This is a genomic window from Curtobacterium sp. MCBD17_019 (assembly GCF_003234555.1).
Classification (GTDB): Bacteria; Actinomycetota; Actinomycetes; order Actinomycetales; family Microbacteriaceae; genus Curtobacterium.
Genome location: NZ_QKTT01000006.1, coordinates 69,084 through 88,231, shown reverse-complemented (window position 1 = coordinate 88,231; position 19,148 = coordinate 69,084). Strand labels below are relative to the sequence as shown.

Here is a 19,148-nt window from a genome sequence, read left to right as displayed (position 1 = left end):
GGGGGACGATCCGCGCCAACACGAAATCACCCGTGATCGTCGGGCGCATCACCCGCGAGATCTGCATCTCGGGCGTGTCGGGCGCAGATCCGAGTGGTCTGCCGGCCCGGGAGCACCGGCTGTCGCCCGGCGGCTCTCGTCCGCAGGAATGTCAGCCCTCGACGGGGCTCCGGTCCGGTCCTCCGTAGAACTCGCGCTCGAACACCTGCCGAGCGCGGCGCGTCGTCGCGAGGTAGTCCTCCTCGAGCTGCGACGCCGACCCGTGCGGGTACCCGAGCAACCGCGCGACGCCCTCGAGCTGGGCTCGCTCGACGGGGAGCACGTCGGTCGTGCGGCCCGTCCAGAGCACCAGCGCGCTGCGGGCCCGCGATGCCAGGAGCCACGCGTCGGCCAGGCGCTCGGCGTCGTCCGTCGTGACCAGCCCGGCGCGCTCGGCGGCGCGCAGTGCCCGCAGGGTCGACGTCGTCCGGAGCCCGGGGATCGCGAGTGCGTGCCGGAGCTGGAGGAGCTGTACGAACCACTCGACGTCGCTGAGTGATCCCCGCCCGAGCTTGAGGTGCCGAGCGGGGTCCGCGCCGCGAGGCAGCCGCTCCGACTCCACGCGCGCCTTGATGCGCTTGACCTCGCGGACCTCGCGGTCGTCGAGGTGTTCCGGGTACCGCGTCAGGTCGGCCAGGTGCTCGAAGTTCCGGAGCAGTGCGTCGTCGCCGACCGCACCGCGGGCGCGGAGGAGCGCCTGCGCCTCCCAGGTCAGGGACCAGCGGGCGTAGTACGCGGCGTACGACTCGAGCGTCCGGACGACCGGGCCGTTCACACCCTCGGGCCGCAGTCCGATGTCGAGGTCGAAGGGGAACAGGGCGTCCTCGGTGCAGGTCCCGAGGCGCGTCACGATGCGGCGGGCGGCACGTGCGGCGGCCTCGCGGTCCCAGCCGTCCGCGCGGTACACGTACAGGACGTCGGCGTCGGAGCCGAAGCCGAGTTCGCGGCCGCCGAACCGGCCCATCGCCACGATGCCGAACTCGAGCCCCGGCGCGGTCCCCCGGCGCGCGAGCTCGAGCGCGCCCGTGAGCATGGCCTCGGACACGTCCGTCAGCGCCTCACCGAGTTCCTCGACCCGGATCCGCCCGATGACCGCGGCCATGCCGAGCCGGAGCGTCTCGCGCCGACGGGCAGCGCGGAGGACCGCGGCGGCGCCCACGTCGTCCGTCGCGTGGCGCGCGACGGTCGCCTCGGCCTCGGCGACGAGCGCGGCACGTGGACGCGGTCGCAGGAGCTCGTCGGGGTCGTCGAGCCACCGTGCGGCCTCGGGCGTCCGCTCGAGCAGACCGGCCAGGAACGCGGACTCCGACAGCACGACGGTGAGGCTGTAGGCGGCGCCGTCCGAGTCACGGAGCATGCGGAGGAACCAGTTCGACTCCCCCAGCGCGTCGCTGAGCCGTCGGAACGCGAGCAGGGCGCGGTCCGGTGCCGGACCCTCGGCCATCCACCGCAGGAGGACCGGGAGGAGCGTGCGCTGGATCGTCGCCCGTCGCGACACCCCCTGCGTGAGCGCGCGGATGTGCTCGAACGCGCCGTCCGGGTCGACGAACCCGATCGCCGCGAGGCGCTGCCGCACCTGGTCGCTCGTGAGCACGATGCCGTCCGCCGACGTCGCGGCGACCGCCGACAGCAGCGGTCGGTAGAACAGCCGCTCGTGCAGGCCGCGGACCTCGCGCTTGACCGAGCGCCACCGGGTGAGCAGCTGCTCGGCGCTCGTCGCGAGCCCGGTCGACCGCGCCAACACGCGCAGGTCGGACTCGTCGGCGGGCATGAGGTGCGTGCGACGCAGCCCCCGGAGCTGGATGCGGTGCTCGAGGACCCGGAGGAACGCGTAGTCCGGCCCGAACCGCGCCGCCTCGGGACGCCCGACGTACCCGGCATCGGTGAGGGCCGCCATCGCATCGAGCGTCGCACGCTGCCGGACGGTCGGGTCCGTGCGACCGTGCACGAGCTGGAGGAGCTGCACCGTGAACTCGACGTCGCGCAGCCCACCCGGTCCGAGCTTGATCTGCCGGTCCACCTGGTCGCCCGGGATCGCCGCCGTGACGCGTTCGCGCATCCGCTGCACGGACTCCACGAAGCCGGGCCGGTCGGACGACTCCCACACGAACGGCGCGACCGCCGCGACGTACCGCTCGCCGAGGTCGCGCGAACCGGCGATCGGCCGCGCCTTGAGCAGTGCCTGGAACTCCCACTCGCGGGCCCACCGGGCGTAGTACGCCACGTGCGAGTCGAGCGTCCGCACGAGCGCGCCGTCCTTGCCCTCGGGGCGGAGGTTCGCGTCGACCTCCCAGAGGGGCGGTTCCGCTGCGAGGTCCGTGATGACGTGCGTCGCGGCGATCGCGATGCGCGTCGCGATGAGGACCGCGCGGTCGGTGCCGACGCCCTCGGTGGGCTCGGTGACGAAGATGACGTCGACGTCGCTGACGTAGTTGAGCTCGCGGGCGCCGGCCTTGCCCATGCCGATCACGGCGAGCGGAGTCGCGGCGACGTCGCCCTCCGGGAAGGGGACCTCGCGCCGGGCGATCGCGACGGCGACGTCGAGGGCGGCGCCAGCGAGGTCGGCGAGTCCCGCGGCGACGGCCGGGAACGCCTCGGTCGCGTCCGGGTGCATGACGTCGTGGAGCGCGATGCGGGCCAGGAGGCTGCGGTAGCGCACCCGGAGTCGGACCCGGGCGTCCTCGCCGACCGCGCCGTCGACCGCCCGCTCGAGCGCCTGCCGGTAGGTGTCGGCGTCGTCCGGCGGTGCGACGGGGTCGAGCAGCAGGGCGAGTTCCCCGGGCCGACGGACGAGGAACTCCGCCAGCCCCGCCGACGCCCCGACGAGGCGGATGAGGCGCTCGGTGGCTGCTCGGTCGGCGAGCACGGGGGCGACGGCCTCCGGCGCGGCGTCGAGCAGCCGCTCGACCGCGAGCAGTGCGCCGTCGGGGTCGGCCGTGGCCCCCCAGGTCGACGCGGCCTCGGCGACGGGAACCCGACGGCCGAGGGCCGCGATCCGCTCCTGTGCCGTCCCGAGGTCCGCGAACCCGAGGCGCGCCAACACGCTCCGCGACGTCGTCGTCGTGTCGCTCATGCGGTTCCTGGTCCTGCTCGGCGGTGGTTCCGGGTCCGGAGCACCGTGCGCTCGGACCCGCTCGTGGTCCGGTCCGGCTAGAGCCGCTCGAGGTTCGTCTCGAGCTCGAACGGCGTCACCTGGTCGCGGTAGGCCTTCCACTCCTGCCGCTTGTTGAGCAGCACGAAGTTGAACACCTGTTCGCCGAGTGTCTCGGCGACGAGCTCCGAGTCCTCCATGAGGCTCAGCGCGTGGTCGAGGCTCGCCGGCAACTGGTTGTAGCCGAGCGCACGGCGTTCCGCGTCCGTGAGGCTCCACACGTTGTCCTCGGCCTCCGCGGGGAGCTCGTAGCCCTCCTCGATGCCCTTGAGCCCCGCGGCGAGGAGCAGCGAGAACGCGAGGTAGGGGTTGGCGGCGGAGTCCATCGCCCGGTACTCCACCCGGCTCGACTGCCCCTTGTTCGGCTTGTACAGGGGCACGCGGACGAGGGCCGAGCGGTTGTTGTGCCCCCACGTCACGAAGGACGGAGCCTCGTCACCGCCCCAGAGGCGCTTGTACGAGTTGACGAACTGGTTCGTGACGGCGGTGATCTCGGGCGCGTGTCGGAGCAGCCCCGCGATGAACTGACGGCCCATCGTCGACAGCTGGTACTCGCCACCGGGCTCGTAGAAGGCGTTCTGGTCGCCCTCGAACAGCGACACGTGCGTGTGCATGCCGGAACCCGGCCGACCCGACAGCGGCTTCGGCATGAACGTGGCGTACACGCCCTGCTCGATCGCGACCTCTTTCACGACGGTGCGGAAGGTCATGATGTTGTCGGCGGTCGTCAGGGCGTCCGCGTAGCGGAGGTCGATCTCGTTCTGGCCCGGGCCGGCCTCGTGGTGGGAGAACTCCACCGAGATGCCGAGGTCCTCGAGCATGCGCACCGAACGACGCCGGAAGTCGTGGGCACTGCCGCCGGGCACGTTGTCGAAGTACCCGGCCTGGTCGACGGGCTCCGGGCGGCCGTCGGTGAGCGCCAGGCTCTTGAGCAGGTAGAACTCGACCTCGGGGTGCGTGTAGAAGGTGAAGCCGCGCTCGCCGGCACGTGCGAGCGTGCGCTTGAGGACGTTGCGCGGATCGGCCACCGCGGGCTGCCCGTCCGGGGTCGTGATGTCACAGAACATGCGGGCGGTCGGGTCGACCTCGCCGCGCCAGGGCAGGATCTGGAACGTCGAGGGGTCCGGGTGCGCGAGCACGTCGGCCTCGTACGAGCGGGTGAGGCCCTCGATCGCGGAGCCGTCGAACCCGATGCCCTCGGCGAACGCACCCTCGACCTCGGCGGGGGCGATCGCGACGGACTTGAGCGTGCCGATGACGTCGGTGAACCAGAGTCGGATGAACTTGATGCCGCGCTCCTCGATGGTGCGGAGCACGAAGTCCGTCTGCTTGTCCATGCACGCCCTTTCTGATGGTCGTCACTAGGGTAGTGGCCATGCCCCGACTCCGCTTGGCGCTCGCACAGACGAACCCGGTCGTCGGGGCGTTCGAGCGCAACGCGGCAGGCATCATCACGGCCACGCGATCGGCCGCCGAGCAGGGCGCGGACCTCGTCGCCTTCGGCGAGATGGCGATCTCCGGGTACCCCATCGAGGACCTCGCCTCGCGCCCGTCGTTCCTCCGCGCCGCCCGGGAGGCCGTGGAGACCCTCGCACGCCGGCTCGCCGACCAGGGCCTCGGGGACGTCGCCGTCGTCGTCGGCCACCCGGACGGCCCGTTCGAGCCCCGCTCGGTGGACGTCACCACCGCGCCGAGCGCCATCGCCCAGAACTGCGCGAGCGTGCTCCAGCACGGGCGGGTCATCGCCACGACCGCCAAGTACCACCTGCCGAACTACTCGGTGTTCGACGAGTACCGGGTGTTCATCCCGGGCGACGACCTGCTGGTCGCGCGCATCGCCGACGTCGACGTCGCGATCATCATCTGCGAGGACCTGTGGCGCGAGGGCGGTCCGGTCGCCCGGGTGCTCGCCGCCGACGCCGGCTTGCTCCTCGTCGTCAACGCCTCCCCGTGGATCGCGGACAAGGACGAGGTCCGCCTCCCGCTCGTCACCCGGCGGGCCACGGAGTCCGACACGATCGTCGCCTACGTCAACATCGTGGGCGGCCAGGACGACCTGGTCTTCGACGGGGACAGCCTCGTCGTCGACGAAGCGGGGACGGTCCTCGCCCGCGCCCCGCAGTTCCGGGAGCACCTGCTCCTCGTCGACCTCGACCCCGCACCGGCGACCGACCCGGTCGTGACCGAGGACGTCCACCGGGTCCTCCTCGACACCCCGGACACCACCCCCGGGAGCATGGCGCTGGACGGCCAACGCCCGGCACTCCCCCGCGACGTCGCCGAACCCCGTGACGACCTCGAGGAGATCTGGAACGCGCTCGTCCTCGGCACCCGCGACTACGTCGAGAAGAACGGCTTCCGTTCGGTCGTCCTCGGCCTGTCCGGTGGGATCGACTCGGCGGTGTGCGCGGCGATCGCGGTCGACGCCCTCGGCCCCGACCGCGTGTACGGCGTCTCGATGCCGTCGCAGTGGTCGTCGGAGCACTCCCGCTCGGACGCCGACGACGTCGCCGAACGCCTCGGCCTGCACTACCGGACCGAGGCGATCGCCGACCTCGTACGCCCCTTCGAGGACCAGCTCCACCTGACCGGGCTCGCCGCGGAGAACATCCAGGCCCGCGCCCGGGCGCTCGTGCTCATGGGGCTGTCGAACCTCGATGGTCACCTGGTGCTCACGACCGGGAACAAGACCGAGCTGTCGGTCGGGTACTCCACCATCTACGGTGACTCGGTCGGCGGCTTCGCACCGATCAAGGACGTCCCCAAGACCCTCGTGTGGGAACTCGCCACGTGGCGCAACCGGTTCGCCGCGGGACGGGGCGAGACCGAGCCGATCCCCGAGAACTCGATCACCAAACCGCCATCCGCCGAGCTCCGTCCCGACCAGAAGGACGAGGACTCGCTCCCGCCGTACGAGGTGCTCGACAGCATCCTGGACGGGTACATCACCCGGGCCCTGGGTGCCGCCGACATCGTGGCGGAGGGTCACGACCCCGACACGGTGGCCGAGGTGACCCGGCTGGTCGACCGCTCCGAGTGGAAGCGCCGGCAGGGTGCCATCGGCCCGAAGATCTCGGGCATGGCGTTCGGACGCGACCGTCGTCTGCCGATCACGTACCGGCCGCAGCAGTACCGCTGAGGCCGGGCCTCCCGGCCGGATGACGAACGGCCCGGCACCCCATGGGTGCCGGGCCGTTCCTCGTGTCGGCTAGCGATCGACCAGCGACGACGGGTCGTCGCTGAAGAAGTCCTCGTACCGTGGGCCACCGCTGCTCGTCAGCGTGCCGCGGCGCCATTGCTGCCGGAGCCGGCGGTAGGTGGCGATGCGGGCCGGCTCCACGCCGGACTGGGACTCGTACAGGCTCATCTGGTGCCTCCTCTCGACGGAGCGAGGACACCGGACCGGATGCTGGCGTCGGTGGGTCGCCGTGGTCAGCCTCCCCGCCCGTTCCGACGCTACGTCCGGCGGGGTCGCGACGCGATCGGACTGCGCGAGCCGGACGAGGTCCTGCGCACATCGGACCTCCGCTCGCGCGAACCGGACATCGGCGCGGCGGCGGCGGGACGGTCAGCCCTGCGCGTCCTCCTGGTCCCACCGTGCGTTGTTCGCACGGACACGCTCGAGTGCCGCCTGCGCCTCCTCGCGCGTGTCGAAGGGCCCGATGCGGTCGCGGTTCGGGGACTGCATGCCCTGTTCGACCTGGTGCGTGGTGGTGTTGAACCAGAACTGGGACTCGATCCGTTCGTCGCTCATGACCGCGAGCGTACGCGCGAGGATCCGGCCCGTGACCGCCGGATAGACTCGGCAGCATGCCCCGGGACGAACACGGACACCTCACTGCCGGCCGCATCAGTCCCACCCGCCCCGTCCCCGCGGACATCGCCCGACCGGAGTACGTGGGCCACGTCGAACCGCACGAGCACGGCCTGGGCGACACGTACACGCCCGACGAGGTCGAGCGGATCCGGACCGCGGGCCGCATCGCGTCGCAGGCCATCGACGCGGTCGCCGCCGCCATCCGCCCGGGGGTGACCACCGACGAGCTCGACCGGGTCGGCCACGAGTTCATCGTCGCGCGCGGCGCCTACCCGTCGACGCTCGGCTACCGCGGGTTCCCGAAGTCGCTCTGCTCCAGCGTCAACGAGGTCATCTGCCACGGCATCCCGGACGACACGGTGCTGCAGGACGGCGACATCGTGAACATCGACATCACGGCGTACAAGGGCGGCGTCCACGGGGACACGAACCGGACCTTCGTCGTCGGCACCGCGAGCCAGGAGGTCCAGGACCTCGTCACCCGGACCGAGGAAGCCATGCGCCGTGGCATCCGCGCCGTCGCTCCCGGACGCCAGGTGAACGTCATCGGGCGGGCGATCGAGTCCTACGCCAAGCGCTTCGGGTACGGCGTCGTCCGCGATTACACGGGCCACGGCGTCGGGCGGGCGTTCCACTCCGGGCTCATCATCCCCCACTACGACGCCCCGCAGTACGACACCGTCATCGAGCCCGGCATGGTGTTCACGATCGAACCGATGCTCACCCTCGGTGGCATCGACGCGGACATCTGGCCCGACGACTGGACGGTCTCGACCCGCGACAAGTCCTGGACGGCACAGTTCGAACAGACCCTCGTCGTCACCGAACGCGGTGCCGAGCTCCTCACCGTTTCCTGAACCCACCAGCACCGGAAGGCACTCCCCCCATGGCACAACTCGCGGTCGGCGTCGACATCGGCGGAACCGGCATCAAGGGCGCGATCGTCGACGTCGAGTCCGGCGCGCTCACGAGCGACCGGATCAAGAAGGCCACGCCCGAGGGCGGCAAGCCGGACGACATCGCCGAGGTCGTCGTCGAGATCATCAACGAGCTCGGCATGACGAACGACGAGCCGATCGGCATCTGCTTCCCCGCCGTGGTGAAGGACGGCCGGACCATGTCCGCGGCCAACGTGTCGAAGAAGTGGATCGGCTTCCCGGCCGAGGAGCTGTTCGAGAAGCGGCTCGGGCGGCAGATCCACTTCGTCAACGACGCCGACGCAGCGGGGTTCGCCGAGCAGCAGTTCGGTGCGGCGAAGGGCGTCGACGGCCTCGTCATCATGACGACGCTCGGCACCGGCATCGGCACGGCCCTCATCAACGACGGGGTGCTCATCGTCAACGCCGAGCTCGGCCACATCGAGATCGACGGCGTCGACTACGAGACGAAGGCGTCGTACGCGGCGAAGGAGCGCGACGACCTCTCCTGGAAACACTGGGCCAAGCGCCTGCAGAAGTACTACTCCCACCTCGAGGCGTACCTGTCCCCCGAGCTGTTCGTCGTCGGCGGCGGCATCTCGAAGCAGCACGAGGAGTTCCTGCCCCTGCTCGACCTCCAGGCGAAGATCATCCCCGCGACGCTCCGCAACAACGCGGGGATCATCGGGGCCGCGAAGCTGGCGGCGGACAGCAAGGAGTGACGGTCGGGAGGGGCGGCGCCGCCTGGCACCGCCCCTCCCGTCCGTCGGTCCTGCCGCGTCCCGCCCCGTTGAACCGGTTGCTTCCGGCGGAACCGCGGCATGCCGGTGTTCAACCGGAAGGTACCGGTTCGGCGGCCGTTGCCGACGTCGGTGCGAATGGGCCGGCCGTACGCCGGGTTCTGTCCCGCCGCTCGCGCGGCGGTGACGGCCATCTATCTCGGACCGACGTCGCCGTCGGCCTCCAGCGGTCCACCCGAGGACTCAGCGAGCAGCTTCGTCGTCCTCTGTCTGACCTTGCTCCGGGCGAGGTTTACCGAGCAGATCCGGTCACCCGGATCCCTGGTGGTCTCTTACACCACCGTTTCACCCTCACCGCCGGGTCGCCCCGACGGCGGTCTGTTCTCTGTGGCACTGTCTCGCGGGTTGCCCCGGGTGGGTGTTGCCCACCGCCCTGCTCTGTGGAGCCCGGACGTTCCTCGGCACCCCGAGGGGTGACGCGACCGTCTCACCGACCCATTCGCGCGTCCAGCCTACCGGCCCGATCGCCGAGATCGCAGTCGTCGCCGCTCGGACGGCCATCAGCACGGCCACCGCGGCGATCGCACCGGGTGGTCAGAGCCCGGACTCGGCCGTCCGCACGAGGATCGCGTCACTGTCCGGGCAGAGCAGGACCTCGTCCGGCGCGGCCGCGCGGACGGTCTGGAGGTCCGAGGCCGTGAGCGACACACCGGACGCGGTCGAGACCCCACCCTGGAGCAGACTCGCGCCGAAGCCGTACCGCGCCCGCTGCCGCTCGTACAGCGCGAGGAGGTCCGCGGGGACGCGCGCGGCGACGGTCTCGCGGTTCGCCCGCACGTGACCGAGGTCCTGCTCGAGCGAGGCCACCTGGGCCTCCCGCTCGTGGAGCAGCCGGTCGTGCTCGCCGTCGATCTCGGCGAGCTGCGCCTGGACGTCGCCGAGGCGGGCCTGCGCGACCTCGAGCCGTTCCATGACCTCGAGCTCCGTGGTCTCGAGGTCGTTGATGCGCCGGGTGAGGCTGGCGAGTTCGCTCTCGAGCCCGGCGGCGTCCTTCGCGTTCTTCGCCGCCTGGAGCAAGGTGGTGTCGCGGTCGATGCGGGCCTGTGCCGTTGCCGTGTCGGACTCGAGGCGCGCGAGCTCGCGCTCGGCGTCCTCCACGCTGCCGGTCGCCGCGGCGAGGTCGCTGCGGAGCACCGCCGCACGCCGACCGAGCTCCGCGAGGTGCTCGCCCTTGCGGAGTCCGGTGATGCGGTGGCCGATGCGGGTCACGTCGTTGTCGATGCGCTGGAGATCGAGGAGGAGGAGTTGTGCCTCCGGGGCTGCCTTCACGCGGCGGCTCCTTCCGGGTCGGTCGGCTGGGGCCCCTCGTCGGTCCCGTCGGCATGCGGGGCGGACGACGGGAGGACGGCGAAGTCCCAGGGGTCGGTTCGGATGTCGCTCACGGTCACCCGGACGCCCGTGGCGTCGGCGAGCTGCGCGGCGGCGACGTCGAGCCAGAGCCACTCCGTGGCCCAGTGCGACGTGTCGACGAGTGCCGGACCGTCCGACAGCATCGCGCGCTCCCGGAACTCCGACGCGGGGTGGTGCCGGAGGTCGCTCGTGACGTAGACGTCGGCGGCGAGGACCTCGGGAGCACCGAGCAGGGAGTCGCCGGCACCCGCGCAGAGTGCGACGGTCCGGACCGGGCGGTCGTGCTCGCCCGACACGCGGACACCCGACGCCGTGGCGGGCAGGACGTCGACGAGGTGCCGCGCGAGCGCCCCGAGCGTCATCGGGGCGGCGAGGACGCCCACCCGGCCGATCCCGGTCCCCGGTCGGGCGCCCGGTTCGATCGGGCGCTGCTCGACGAGGCCGAGGCGGTCGGCGAGCACCGCGGAGGTCCCGGTCGTCACGACGTCGGCGTTCGTGTGCGCGGCGAGGAGCGCGCAGCCGCCGCGCACGAGGGTGGCGAGGACCGACCCCTTGTACGTGGTCTCGGCGATCGTGGTCACACCACGCAGGAGCAACGGGTGGTGCGCGACGAGCAGATCGGCGCCGAGCGCGACGGCCTCTCGCGCGACCTCGGGGACGGCGTCGACGGTGAGGTGCACGTGACGGACCTCGGCATCGGGGTCGCCCGACACGAGTCCGACGGCGTCCCACGACTCGGCACCGTCGGCGGGCCAGAGGGCCTCGGCGGCGGCGAGGACGGCGCGGAGGGTCGGCATCGGCCCAGTCTACCGAGGGCCGTCGGCCCCGAGCGGCACGTCAGCCCCGAGCGGCAGGTCAGCCCCGAGCGGCACGTCAGCGCCGAGCGGCAGGACAGCCCCCCGCGGCAGGACAGCCCCCAGCGGCACGTCAGGCGCGGCGGAGGACCCGCAGCACGCGGGCGACGACGCGTGCCCACCAGCTCGGCGTGGTCGCCGCCACGTCGGACGGCACGGGCTCCCCCGGTGCCGCCACGTCGGAACGGTGCTGCTCGTCGGTGTCGGTGCCCGCGAGCGGCCCGGCAGATGCCTCGACCGCGGTGTCGGACCCGGACCGGACCGGACCGAGCGGGAACGCGGTCGCCGCACCGGCGTCGGCACCCGTGTGGGCGCGCAACGCGGCGACGAAGGCCTCGTGGTCGATCGCGCTCGGGCCCGTGGCGGGCGGCACGAGCGGCGTCGGACGCGTCACCGCGGCCACCGGAGCGACCGGCGCGCTGGCGGACTCGACGTCGACGTCCTCGCGGTCGAGGGCGTCGGCGAGGACGGACTGCAGGGCGGGGAGTGCGTCGCCCCGGGCCGGCGTGGTGGTGGCCCGGGGCGAGACGGCGGTGCGGGCTGGTCGGGCGACCACGGCGGCGGCGAGGAGGTCCGCGAAGACCTCGGTGGCCCAGGCCCGGGCGGCGGCGACCTCGGGGTCGGAGGACCGGGCGATCCGGGCCTCCCATGCGGCGAAGCGCGCGCGGTCCTCGTCGCGGCGGCGCAGTTCTTCCTCGAGCAGGGAGATGCGCTCCACGGTGCTCCGGCCGGTCGCGGTCGCGAGCTCGACGGCGAGGTCCCCGATCCGGAGCGAGATCCGGGCCGGGGGCTCGGGGAACGTCGGGGCGCAGGCGGAGGCGTGCCGTCCGCGATCACGGCGGAAGGCGGCGGGCGCGGGGTCCACGAGCGTGGCGGGTGCCGGGTCGTCCAGCGGAGCGACCTCGAGTGCCCGCACGGGCTCGGCGACGACGGCCGCAGCGGCGACGGGTTCGGCCGCCGTCTCCGGACCGCCCGCGTCCGTGCCGCCCGCGTCCGGAGCGGCCGCCGTGTCGGTCTCGGTGGGGAGTGCGACGGGCCCGGTCACCGGCGGCACGACGAGGTCCGGGACGTACGGGGCGTGGACCGCCGGCACGTCCCGGAGCCACGCCTCGACCTCGCGGCCGAACGGGTCGACGAGGGCGGGACGTGCTCCGGACTGGGTCTCCATGGCCGAATCGTAGGCACGAGGAGCGGAGGAACCCGGATGATCGGCGGTGTGTCGCGTTCCGAGCGGGGCCGCGGTGTCGTCCGGAGACGTCACGCGCCGGCGCCACCGCTGCCCGCGGCCACGGCTCCGAGCAATGCAGCGCCGTCCGGGGACCCGAGCCCGGTGCAGGCGTCCCACCCGGGAGCCGCCGCGAAGGCGCCGTTCGACCCCGACGTGACGTCGCGGAAGGTCGACGCCGCGCTGTACAGCACCGGCTGCGCGAGCCCGAGCGGCCGCCCGGCCGACTGGACGATCCGGGCGATCAGCGCGGCCCACAGCGGAGCGACCGCGCTCGTGCCGCCGATGACGGTGCGGTTGCCGTCGACGAGGACCTCGTACCCGGTCTGGGGATCGGCGACCGCGGCGACGTCGGGGACGCCTCGGCCGCCCGATGACCCGGCGGTGCCCGGCACGCCGACGCCCTGCTGCCAGGCCGGCAGCGGGAACGCATCGCTGACCCCGCCGCCCGTGGCGCCACCGCTCGCGCCGTCGTTCCACACGGTCTCGGAGGTGATCGTCGTGCCCGAGGCCTCGAGCCGGGTCCCGCCGCAGGCGAGGACGTGCGGGCTCGACGCCGGGAAGTCCACGTGCTGCCCGCCGTCCGACTGCCCGTCGGTGCTGCCGTTGTCGCCCGCGGCCGCGGTCACGGTGACCCCGAGGGACACCGCGTCGACCACGGCGTCGTCGAGCGCGGAGCGGGCCTGGGCGGTCCAGGCGTCCTCGCTCTGTCCCCAGCTGATGCTCATGGCCGTCGGGGTCGGAGTCGCGTGCGCCGCGGCGGCCACGGCGTCGACGAAGCCGGCGTCGGTGTTCGGGGCGAAGTACACGACGATGGCCGCTCCGGGAGCCAGCGCCCCCACCACCTCGACGTCGAGCATGACCTCGCCGTCCGCGCCGTTCGGATCCCCACCCGGGACGTTCTCGGCGCCGTCGACACCCACGGCGGTCACCGACGGGGAGCCCACGCCGAGACCGGAGAAGTAGGTGTCGAGGTCGGACTGCACGTACCCGCCGCCGAGTTCGATGATCGCCACCGTCTGGCCCGAGCCGTCGGTGTCGGGCGGGAACGCGTACGCGGTGCCGAGCTCGACGGGCGAGTAGCTGGTCGCGCGGGCGGCGGCGGGCACGGAACGGAACTGCGTCCGCGCCTGCGGGCGGTCGTCGAGGCCGAGCACCGCCACGACGACGCCGTCGAGTGCCGCGGGGACGCTCAGGCCCCCCGACCGGTGCCGGTGCTGGGCACTGCCACCGCCGGGCGCGTCGCTCGTGACGGTCTCGAGGTCCGTGCCGAACGCCCGGCCCATCGCCGCGGTCGTCCCCTCGACGCGCACGTGACGCGTGGCGGGGTCGGCGCTGAGGACGGTCAGGTCGAGGGCCTCCAGCGTGGTGCGGACGAGGTCGAGGTCGGCCTCGGTCGCCCCGTGCGCACTGACGAACGCGGCGCGGTCCATCGGGACGGCGGTGCCGTCGAGCGGCGCGACGGGGTTCGCGCGCCGCACCACCACGGTCGCCTGGACCGGGGAGTCGGGCGGGAGGGCCGCCGCGGCGCGGACGCCGGGGGCGGACGGACGCTCGCTGCCGGCGAGCGGAACGAGCTGCGGGTCCTTCGAGCTGTCGGTCATGGCACCGGTCTACTCCGCACCCATGACGTCGCCCGTGTCCCGGGTGGCGCATGCACGCCGAGGACCGCTCAGCGGCGACCCGCTCCGGCGTGGCGCCCATCCGCCGCCGTGCCCGTTCTGGGGGTGGGAAGCGGGAGCCGCGACACCTATCGTCGTCACGATCACTCTCGTGGACGCGGACCGGAGGCACCCCCCCATGACCAGCGTGCGTCGGTTCATCCACCGGTACTCGGTGACACCGTTCCTCAAGCAGGCACCGATCGCGGTGCTGGTCGCCCTGGCGGCGGTGCTCTCGGTCGCCGTCCCGCAGCTCGCCGTGTCGGACCACACCGGACTCGCGGTGAGCCTGGTGCTCACCGCGATCGCCACGCTCTGGGCGAGCGTGGTGACCGCGCGCAGCGAGCGGCTCGGTGCCCTCGCGCTCCTCGTGCCCGCGGTCGACTTCGTGGCGCTCGGCGTCCTCCGATGGGCGACGGGCTCGTCGGCGTCGATCTTCACCGCCCTCGTGGTCCTGCCCGTCGTGTGGTTCGCCGCCACCGACGGCCGACGGCACGTCCTCTACGCGATGCTCGGTACTGCAGTCGTGATCCTCACGCCGTTCGTCTTCGGGATCAGCGGCAGCGGCCGGGTCACCGAGCTCATCCGCCTCGTCGTCGTGCTCGTCGTCTACACGACCGTGGCGCTCGTCGTCAACGAGTTCGCCCGGCAGCACGCGACGCAGCTGCGCCTCGCCGCCGAGCGCGAGGCAGCCGTCACGGACGAGATCGACCGCGCCGCCGCGGTGCAACGCTCGCTCCTCCCCCAGCCCCTCTGCTCGCTGCCCGGCTACTCCGTCGCGGGGACCTGTCTGCCCTCGGCCACGGTCGGCGGCGACTTCTTCGACTGGTACCGGACCGACGAGGGCATCGCGATCACCCTCGGCGACGTCATGGGCAAGGGCGTCGGCGCCGGGCTCATCGCCGCGGCCGTGCGGGCCGTGGTCCGCAGCTCCCGGCGTGATCCCGACCCCGCGGCCGCGATCGTGCGTGCCTCGGAAGGGCTCTCGACCGACGTCGCGGACCGAGGCGAGTCGACGGCCTTCACGACGCTCTTCCACGCCCGGTTCAGCGGGGACGTCCTCCGCTGGGCGGACGCCGGACACGGCCTGTCGATCGTCGTCCGCGAGGACGGGACCCACGAGCGCCTGACCACCGCGCACCTGCCGATCGGTCTCGGGATCGACGACGCCTGGCAGACGATGGAGATCGCCATCGCGCCCGGGGACGTCCTCGTCACCTTCAGCGACGGCGTGCTCGACCTGTTCGGCGGTGGACTCGACACGATCGACCAGGTCGCCGCGATCGCCCGCCGGGATCCGCGGCCGGGCGCCGTGGTCGAGGCCCTCGTCGCGATGGCCCGCACCGCCGGGCACGACGACGACGTCACGGTCGTGGCGCTCCGGCGTGAACCCGTCGCGACCGCCGCGGCCGCCGTGCCCACCAGCGCGATCACCGTCGGCGTCTGATCCCGCCCGGGAGGGACGCCTCCACGGGGACGACGGGATCAACCCGTGTTCTGCAGACCGGCGGCCACGCCGTTCACGGTGAGGAGCAGCAGTCGGTGGTCGGCGTCCTGCGGGTCGCCGTCACTCGCGGTCCGGATGCCACGGAGCGCCCGGAGTTGCAGGAGCGACAGGGCGTCGACGTACGGGCTCCGCAGGCGGACGGCGCGGCTCAGGACGGGCCGGTCCTCGAGGACGTCCGACGAGCCGCTCGTCCGGAGCACCCAGGCGCGCGTCAGAGCCATCTCGTCGAGGACCATGCGGGCGAGGTCCGGACGGTCGCCGAGCGCGAGGTACCGGTTCGCGATCGCCTCGTCGGTCTTCGCCAGGGACATCTCGACGTTCTTGATCATCGCCGAGAACAGCGGCCAGGACCGGTAGGCGTCCTGCAGCAGCTCGACGTCGCCGACCGCGGCCAGCGCCGACCCGAGGCCGTACCAGCCGGCGAGGTTGATGCGCGCCTGGGTCCACGAGAACACCCACGGGATGGCGCGGAGGTCCTCGAGGGACTCGACCGACAAGCCGCGACGGGCCGGCCGGGATCCGAGCGCGAGGAGCCCGATCTCCTCCATCGGCGTGACGGTGGCGAACCACGGCGCGAACCCGTCCGCCTTGACGAGGTCGAAGAAGGCCGCGCGCGATGCGCGGTCCATCGTGGCGGCGACGTCCGCGAAGCGATCGGCGGCCGCGGCGGTCACGGACTCGTTCGAGGGCGCGGACGCCTGCAGGGTCGCAGCGGCCATCTGCTCGAGGTGCCGCGCGCCGATCGTCTTGTCGCCGTACTGGGCGAAGATGACCTCGCCCTGCTCGGTGATCTTGAGTCGGCCGTCGACCGACCCCGGCGGCTGCGCGAGCACGGCCTCGTTCGCCGGACCGCCGCCGCGGCCGAGCGCACCGCCCCGGCCGTGGAACAGCGTCAGCTCGATGTCGTGGTCGGCAGCCCACGCGGCGATCCGGGCCTGGGCGTCGTACAGCGCGAACGTCGCCGACACCGGACCGACGTCCTTCGACGAGTCGGAGTACCCGAGCATCACCTCGAGCCGGCGCCCGGTCGCGGCGAGTCGACGTTCGACCGCGGGCAGGCGGACGGCCTCGTCGAGGATCCGCGTGCTCGCGTCGAGGTCGGCGAAGGTCTCGAAGAGCGGGACGACGTCGAGCACCGGCGCGGCCTCGGCGGACCCGAGTGCGGCCTCGGCGAGCTCGAACACCGTGGCGATGTCCTCGGACGACTGCGTGAACGAGATGACGTACCGGCACGCCGCGCGCACGCCGTACCGCGCCTGCAGGGACGCGATCGCCCGGAACACCGCGAGCACCTCGTCCGTCATCGGGCTGTGCTCGACGCCGGCACGGACCTCGGCGAGGGCGGTTCGATGCACCTGCGAGTGCTGCCGGACCTCGAGCTCCGCGAGGTGGAAGCCGAAGGTCTCCACCTGCCAGATCAGGTTCTGGAGCTCGCCGTGGGCCGCGCGCTCGGCGCCGGCGGCGGCGAGCGAGCCCTGGACGGTCCGGAGGTCGGCGAGCAGGTCCTCGGGCGAGGCGTACGCGAGCGGGACGTCCTCGCGCCGGGTCGCGTCGATGCGGGCCGCGACGAACAGGAGCACGCGGCGGTGGACCTCCTGCGGCGCGCGGACCGCGATGCGGGCGGCGACCTCGGCGTCGAGCGCCTGCTGGGCGTCATCGAGCGCGGTGAGGTCGGCCGTGGGCGGGGTGCCGCCGTCGTCGAGGGTCAGCGCGTCGGCGATCCGGGTCGCGGCGCGGGTCAGCCCGAGCAGCACGTGCTCGGACTGGATCCGGGCCGCCTCGAGCGTGACGTCGGCGGTGACGTGGGGGTTGCCGTCGCGGTCGCCACCGATCCAGCTGCCGAGGCGGATGAACGCCGGGGCGGCCACCGGACGGCGCCCGGCTTCGTCGCCGAGGAGGCGGTCGTCGAGCAGCCGGTACACCGCCGGCACGATCTCGAACAGCGTCTGGTCGAAGACGCTCATCGCCGTGCGGACCTCGTCGAGCGGGGTGGGACGCGTGGGCCGGAGGGGCGAGGTACGCCAGAGCGTCTCGACCTCCTCGAGCAGGCGGCGGGCGTTCTCGGCACCGTCGACGGCGTTCCGGACGGCGTCCCGTGCGTCGAGCAGGTCGCTGATCCGGCGGATCGTCGTGGCCACGGCTCGGCGTCGGGCCTCGGTCGGGTGCGCCGTGAGCACCGGGTGGAACCGGAGGGCCGCCAGGCGGGCGGCCGCCTCGTCCTCGCCGAGTGCGTCACGCAGTCCGGCGAGGGTCGCCGCGATCGAGTCCCCCGGCGTGCCCCCCACGTCACCACGGCGTCGGAGGACGCGGACGCGGTGGTGCTCCTCGGCGAGGTTGCTGAGGTGGAAGTAACAGGTGAAGGCCCGGGCGACCTGCTCCGCGCGGTCCTGGTCGAAGCCCTCGACGATCTCCTGGGCCCGGTCGATGGCCCGGTCGTCCGTGCCCTCGTACGCGTCGATCACGGCGGCGCGGAGGGCCTCCACGTCGGCGAACAGGGCTTCGCCGCCGGTCTCGCGGAGCACCCGCCCGAGCAGGTTCCCGAGGAAGCTGACGTCGCCGCGCAGGTCGTCGTCGACCTCGCCCCGGACGTCGTCGCGTGGCCGGTCGTGGCGGGCCGTGCCGTCGATCGTGGTCATCGTCGTTCCTCCGAGGGATGGGCGGGGTGCACACACGTGAGTACCACATCGTGCTCGCCGGGCGCGATTCGCGTGACGCCGGGAGGCCCGGGTCGGCCCGGCGGGAGCGTCCGAGCGGGGACCGTCGAACGCGTCACGGTCGCGCGGCGGCGCGGGGTGCGCCCGACGAGCCGCGGACCACGAGGGAGGGCCGGATCGCCCGCGCGGTCGGAGGCGGGGCACCCGCCATCGTCGCGCGCAGGACCTCGAACGCGGCGCGGCCCAGCCCGGCGAAGTCCATCCGGACGGTGGTGAGCCCGGGCGTCCACACCTCGGCGAGGGGCATGTCGTCGAACCCGACCACGCTGACGTCGCCGGGGACGGCGCGGCCCTGGTCCGCCATCGCCCGGAGCACGCCCATCGCGACCTCGTCGTTGAAGCAGAACACGGCGGTCGCGTCGTCCGGGAGATGCTCGATCGCGGCGGCCCGGGCGCTCATCGGGGCCCAGTCCGTGGCGACCACGGGCGGCACCGGCGCGTCGCGGGCGGCGAGCTCGGCCAGGTACCCGTACGTCCGGCCGTGCCCGATGTCGTTCGGGTAGTCGACGGCGAGATGGTGGACCGTGCGGTGACCGAGCGCGAGCAGGTGCTCGGTCGCCAGTCGCGCACCGAGTTCGTCGTCGAGCCATGCGTAGGGCAGGCCCGACCGGTTCGTGCCGACCATCGCCGCGGTGGCGGTCGGCATGGTCGCGGGGATCCGCGCCAGTGCCGCCGTCACGAACTCGTCGAACTCGATGCCGATGATCCCGGACAACGGCTGGGACAGCACGAGCTCGACCGCGGACCGGACGTGGTCGGGGTCCCCGTTCTCGACGACCGTGATCGTGACGAGGAAGTCGCCCTCACGCGCGGCCTCCTCGATGCCCCGGAGCACCGAGGCGAACCCGTACCGGGTCGTGTTCCCGGTGATGACGCCGATCATCTTCTGGCGACCCGACTTGAGCGCGCGGGCCGCCTCGTTCGGCCGGTAGCCCAGTCGGACGATGGCGTCCTGCACGGCGGTCCGACGCCGCTCGCTCACGACCCCCGGGTCGTTGAGGACGCGGGAGACGGTCGCGACCGAGACGCCGGCCATCCGGGCGACGTCCGCGATGCCCGGCGCGCGGGGCGGACGCTCGACCATCGGACGATGCTATCCCGACACCACGCGCC

At 73.1% G+C, this 19,148-nt stretch carries 14 protein-coding genes and 1 other RNA gene; 4 read left to right on the top strand and 11 right to left on the bottom strand.

From position 1 onward, the window contains the following. Positions 1-151 precede the first annotated feature (151 nt). A complete protein-coding gene (locus tag DEI82_RS07570; RefSeq protein ID WP_111036386.1) occupies positions 152-3,112 on the bottom strand; it encodes a bifunctional [glutamine synthetase] adenylyltransferase/[glutamine synthetase]-adenylyl-L-tyrosine phosphorylase in 2,961 nt (986 codons plus the stop codon). A 77-nt stretch (positions 3,113-3,189) separates the two neighbouring features. Then, positions 3,190-4,527, bottom strand: coding sequence for a glutamine synthetase family protein (locus DEI82_RS07565; protein ID WP_111008781.1), 1,338 nt, complete (start codon positions 4,525-4,527; stop codon positions 3,190-3,192). A gap of 38 nt (positions 4,528-4,565) precedes the next feature. Between DEI82_RS07565 and DEI82_RS07560 the strand changes: the two genes are divergently transcribed. Next, a complete protein-coding gene (locus DEI82_RS07560) occupies positions 4,566-6,329 on the top strand; it encodes an NAD+ synthase (protein ID WP_111012836.1) in 1,764 nt (587 codons plus the stop codon). A 69-nt stretch (positions 6,330-6,398) separates the two neighbouring features. Here the strand turns inward: DEI82_RS07560 and DEI82_RS16200 are convergent, their stop codons facing one another. Continuing rightward, positions 6,399-6,557, bottom strand: a complete 159-nt coding sequence (locus DEI82_RS16200; protein ID WP_181435141.1) for a hypothetical protein — start codon at positions 6,555-6,557, stop codon at positions 6,399-6,401. Positions 6,558-6,758: 201 nt separating this feature from the next. Then, positions 6,759-6,944, bottom strand: a complete 186-nt coding sequence (locus tag DEI82_RS07555) for an SPOR domain-containing protein (RefSeq protein ID WP_111012513.1) — start codon at positions 6,942-6,944, stop codon at positions 6,759-6,761. A gap of 56 nt (positions 6,945-7,000) precedes the next feature. Here DEI82_RS07555 and map point away from each other — a divergent pair, with 56 nt between their 5' ends. Together map and ppgK are read left to right on the top strand one after the other, a co-directional pair. Further along, complete coding sequence (map, locus tag DEI82_RS07550; protein ID WP_111036385.1) at positions 7,001-7,864, top strand: type I methionyl aminopeptidase; 864 nt, start codon at positions 7,001-7,003, stop codon at positions 7,862-7,864. Positions 7,865-7,893: 29 nt separating this feature from the next. Then, positions 7,894-8,646, top strand: coding sequence for a polyphosphate--glucose phosphotransferase (gene ppgK, locus DEI82_RS07545; protein ID WP_111008778.1), 753 nt, complete (start codon positions 7,894-7,896; stop codon positions 8,644-8,646). Positions 8,647-8,798: 152 nt separating this feature from the next. Here ppgK and rnpB read toward each other — a convergent pair. From rnpB to DEI82_RS07520, 5 genes are all read right to left on the bottom strand, one after another. Continuing rightward, positions 8,799-9,163, bottom strand: an RNA gene (gene rnpB / locus DEI82_RS07540) — RNase P RNA component class A. Between the two features lie 95 nt (positions 9,164-9,258). Further along, complete coding sequence (locus tag DEI82_RS07535) at positions 9,259-9,993, bottom strand: zinc ribbon domain-containing protein (RefSeq protein ID WP_111008777.1); 735 nt, start codon at positions 9,991-9,993, stop codon at positions 9,259-9,261. Next, positions 9,990-10,871, bottom strand: a complete 882-nt coding sequence (locus tag DEI82_RS07530) for a Nif3-like dinuclear metal center hexameric protein (protein WP_111036384.1) — start codon at positions 10,869-10,871, stop codon at positions 9,990-9,992. The genes DEI82_RS07535 and DEI82_RS07530 overlap by 4 nt, the downstream gene beginning before the upstream one ends. 130 nt (positions 10,872-11,001) lie before the next feature. After that, positions 11,002-12,096 (bottom strand): hypothetical protein, encoded by a 1,095-nt coding sequence (locus tag DEI82_RS07525; protein ID WP_111036383.1) that lies wholly within the window; start codon positions 12,094-12,096, stop codon positions 11,002-11,004. A gap of 89 nt (positions 12,097-12,185) precedes the next feature. After that, positions 12,186-13,757 (bottom strand): protease pro-enzyme activation domain-containing protein, encoded by a 1,572-nt coding sequence (locus tag DEI82_RS07520; RefSeq protein WP_111036382.1) that lies wholly within the window; start codon positions 13,755-13,757, stop codon positions 12,186-12,188. A 196-nt stretch (positions 13,758-13,953) separates the two neighbouring features. On the opposite strand from DEI82_RS07520, the gene DEI82_RS07515 reads away from it, so the two are divergent. Further along, complete coding sequence (locus tag DEI82_RS07515; protein WP_181434643.1) at positions 13,954-15,261, top strand: PP2C family protein-serine/threonine phosphatase; 1,308 nt, start codon at positions 13,954-13,956, stop codon at positions 15,259-15,261. 38 nt (positions 15,262-15,299) lie between these two features. Here the strand turns inward: DEI82_RS07515 and DEI82_RS07510 are convergent, their stop codons facing one another. Continuing rightward, positions 15,300-17,957 (bottom strand): phosphoenolpyruvate carboxylase, encoded by a 2,658-nt coding sequence (locus tag DEI82_RS07510; RefSeq protein ID WP_111036380.1) that lies wholly within the window; start codon positions 17,955-17,957, stop codon positions 15,300-15,302. A gap of 133 nt (positions 17,958-18,090) precedes the next feature. Then, the gene (locus DEI82_RS07505; RefSeq protein WP_111036379.1) at positions 18,091-19,119 is read right to left on the bottom strand and encodes a LacI family DNA-binding transcriptional regulator; all 1,029 of its coding nucleotides are present in this window, start codon (positions 19,117-19,119) and stop codon (positions 18,091-18,093) included. Positions 19,120-19,148 lie beyond the last annotated feature (29 nt).

Bases quoted from the DNA above. Each gene is read 5' to 3' on its own strand.
- DEI82_RS07560 (WP_111012836.1), top strand. From the start codon at position 4,566: ATGCCCCGACTCCGCTTGGCGCTCGCACAGACGAACCCGGTCGTCGGG.
- DEI82_RS07520 (WP_111036382.1), bottom strand. From the start codon at position 13,757: ATGACCGACAGCTCGAAGGACCCGCAGCTCGTTCCGCTCGCCGGCAGC.
- map (WP_111036385.1), top strand. From the start codon at position 7,001: ATGCCCCGGGACGAACACGGACACCTCACTGCCGGCCGCATCAGTCCC.
- DEI82_RS07570 (WP_111036386.1), bottom strand. From the start codon at position 3,112: ATGAGCGACACGACGACGACGTCGCGGAGCGTGTTGGCGCGCCTCGGG.
- DEI82_RS07510 (WP_111036380.1), bottom strand. From the start codon at position 17,957: ATGACCACGATCGACGGCACGGCCCGCCACGACCGGCCACGCGACGAC.
- DEI82_RS07565 (WP_111008781.1), bottom strand. From the start codon at position 4,527: ATGGACAAGCAGACGGACTTCGTGCTCCGCACCATCGAGGAGCGCGGC.
- DEI82_RS07515 (WP_181434643.1), top strand. From the start codon at position 13,954: ATGACCAGCGTGCGTCGGTTCATCCACCGGTACTCGGTGACACCGTTC.
- DEI82_RS16200 (WP_181435141.1), bottom strand. From the start codon at position 6,557: ATGAGCCTGTACGAGTCCCAGTCCGGCGTGGAGCCGGCCCGCATCGCC.
- DEI82_RS07555 (WP_111012513.1), bottom strand. From the start codon at position 6,944: ATGAGCGACGAACGGATCGAGTCCCAGTTCTGGTTCAACACCACCACG.
- DEI82_RS07530 (WP_111036384.1), bottom strand. From the start codon at position 10,871: ATGCCGACCCTCCGCGCCGTCCTCGCCGCCGCCGAGGCCCTCTGGCCC.
- DEI82_RS07505 (WP_111036379.1), bottom strand. From the start codon at position 19,119: ATGGTCGAGCGTCCGCCCCGCGCGCCGGGCATCGCGGACGTCGCCCGG.
- ppgK (WP_111008778.1), top strand. From the start codon at position 7,894: ATGGCACAACTCGCGGTCGGCGTCGACATCGGCGGAACCGGCATCAAG.
- DEI82_RS07525 (WP_111036383.1), bottom strand. From the start codon at position 12,096: ATGGAGACCCAGTCCGGAGCACGTCCCGCCCTCGTCGACCCGTTCGGC.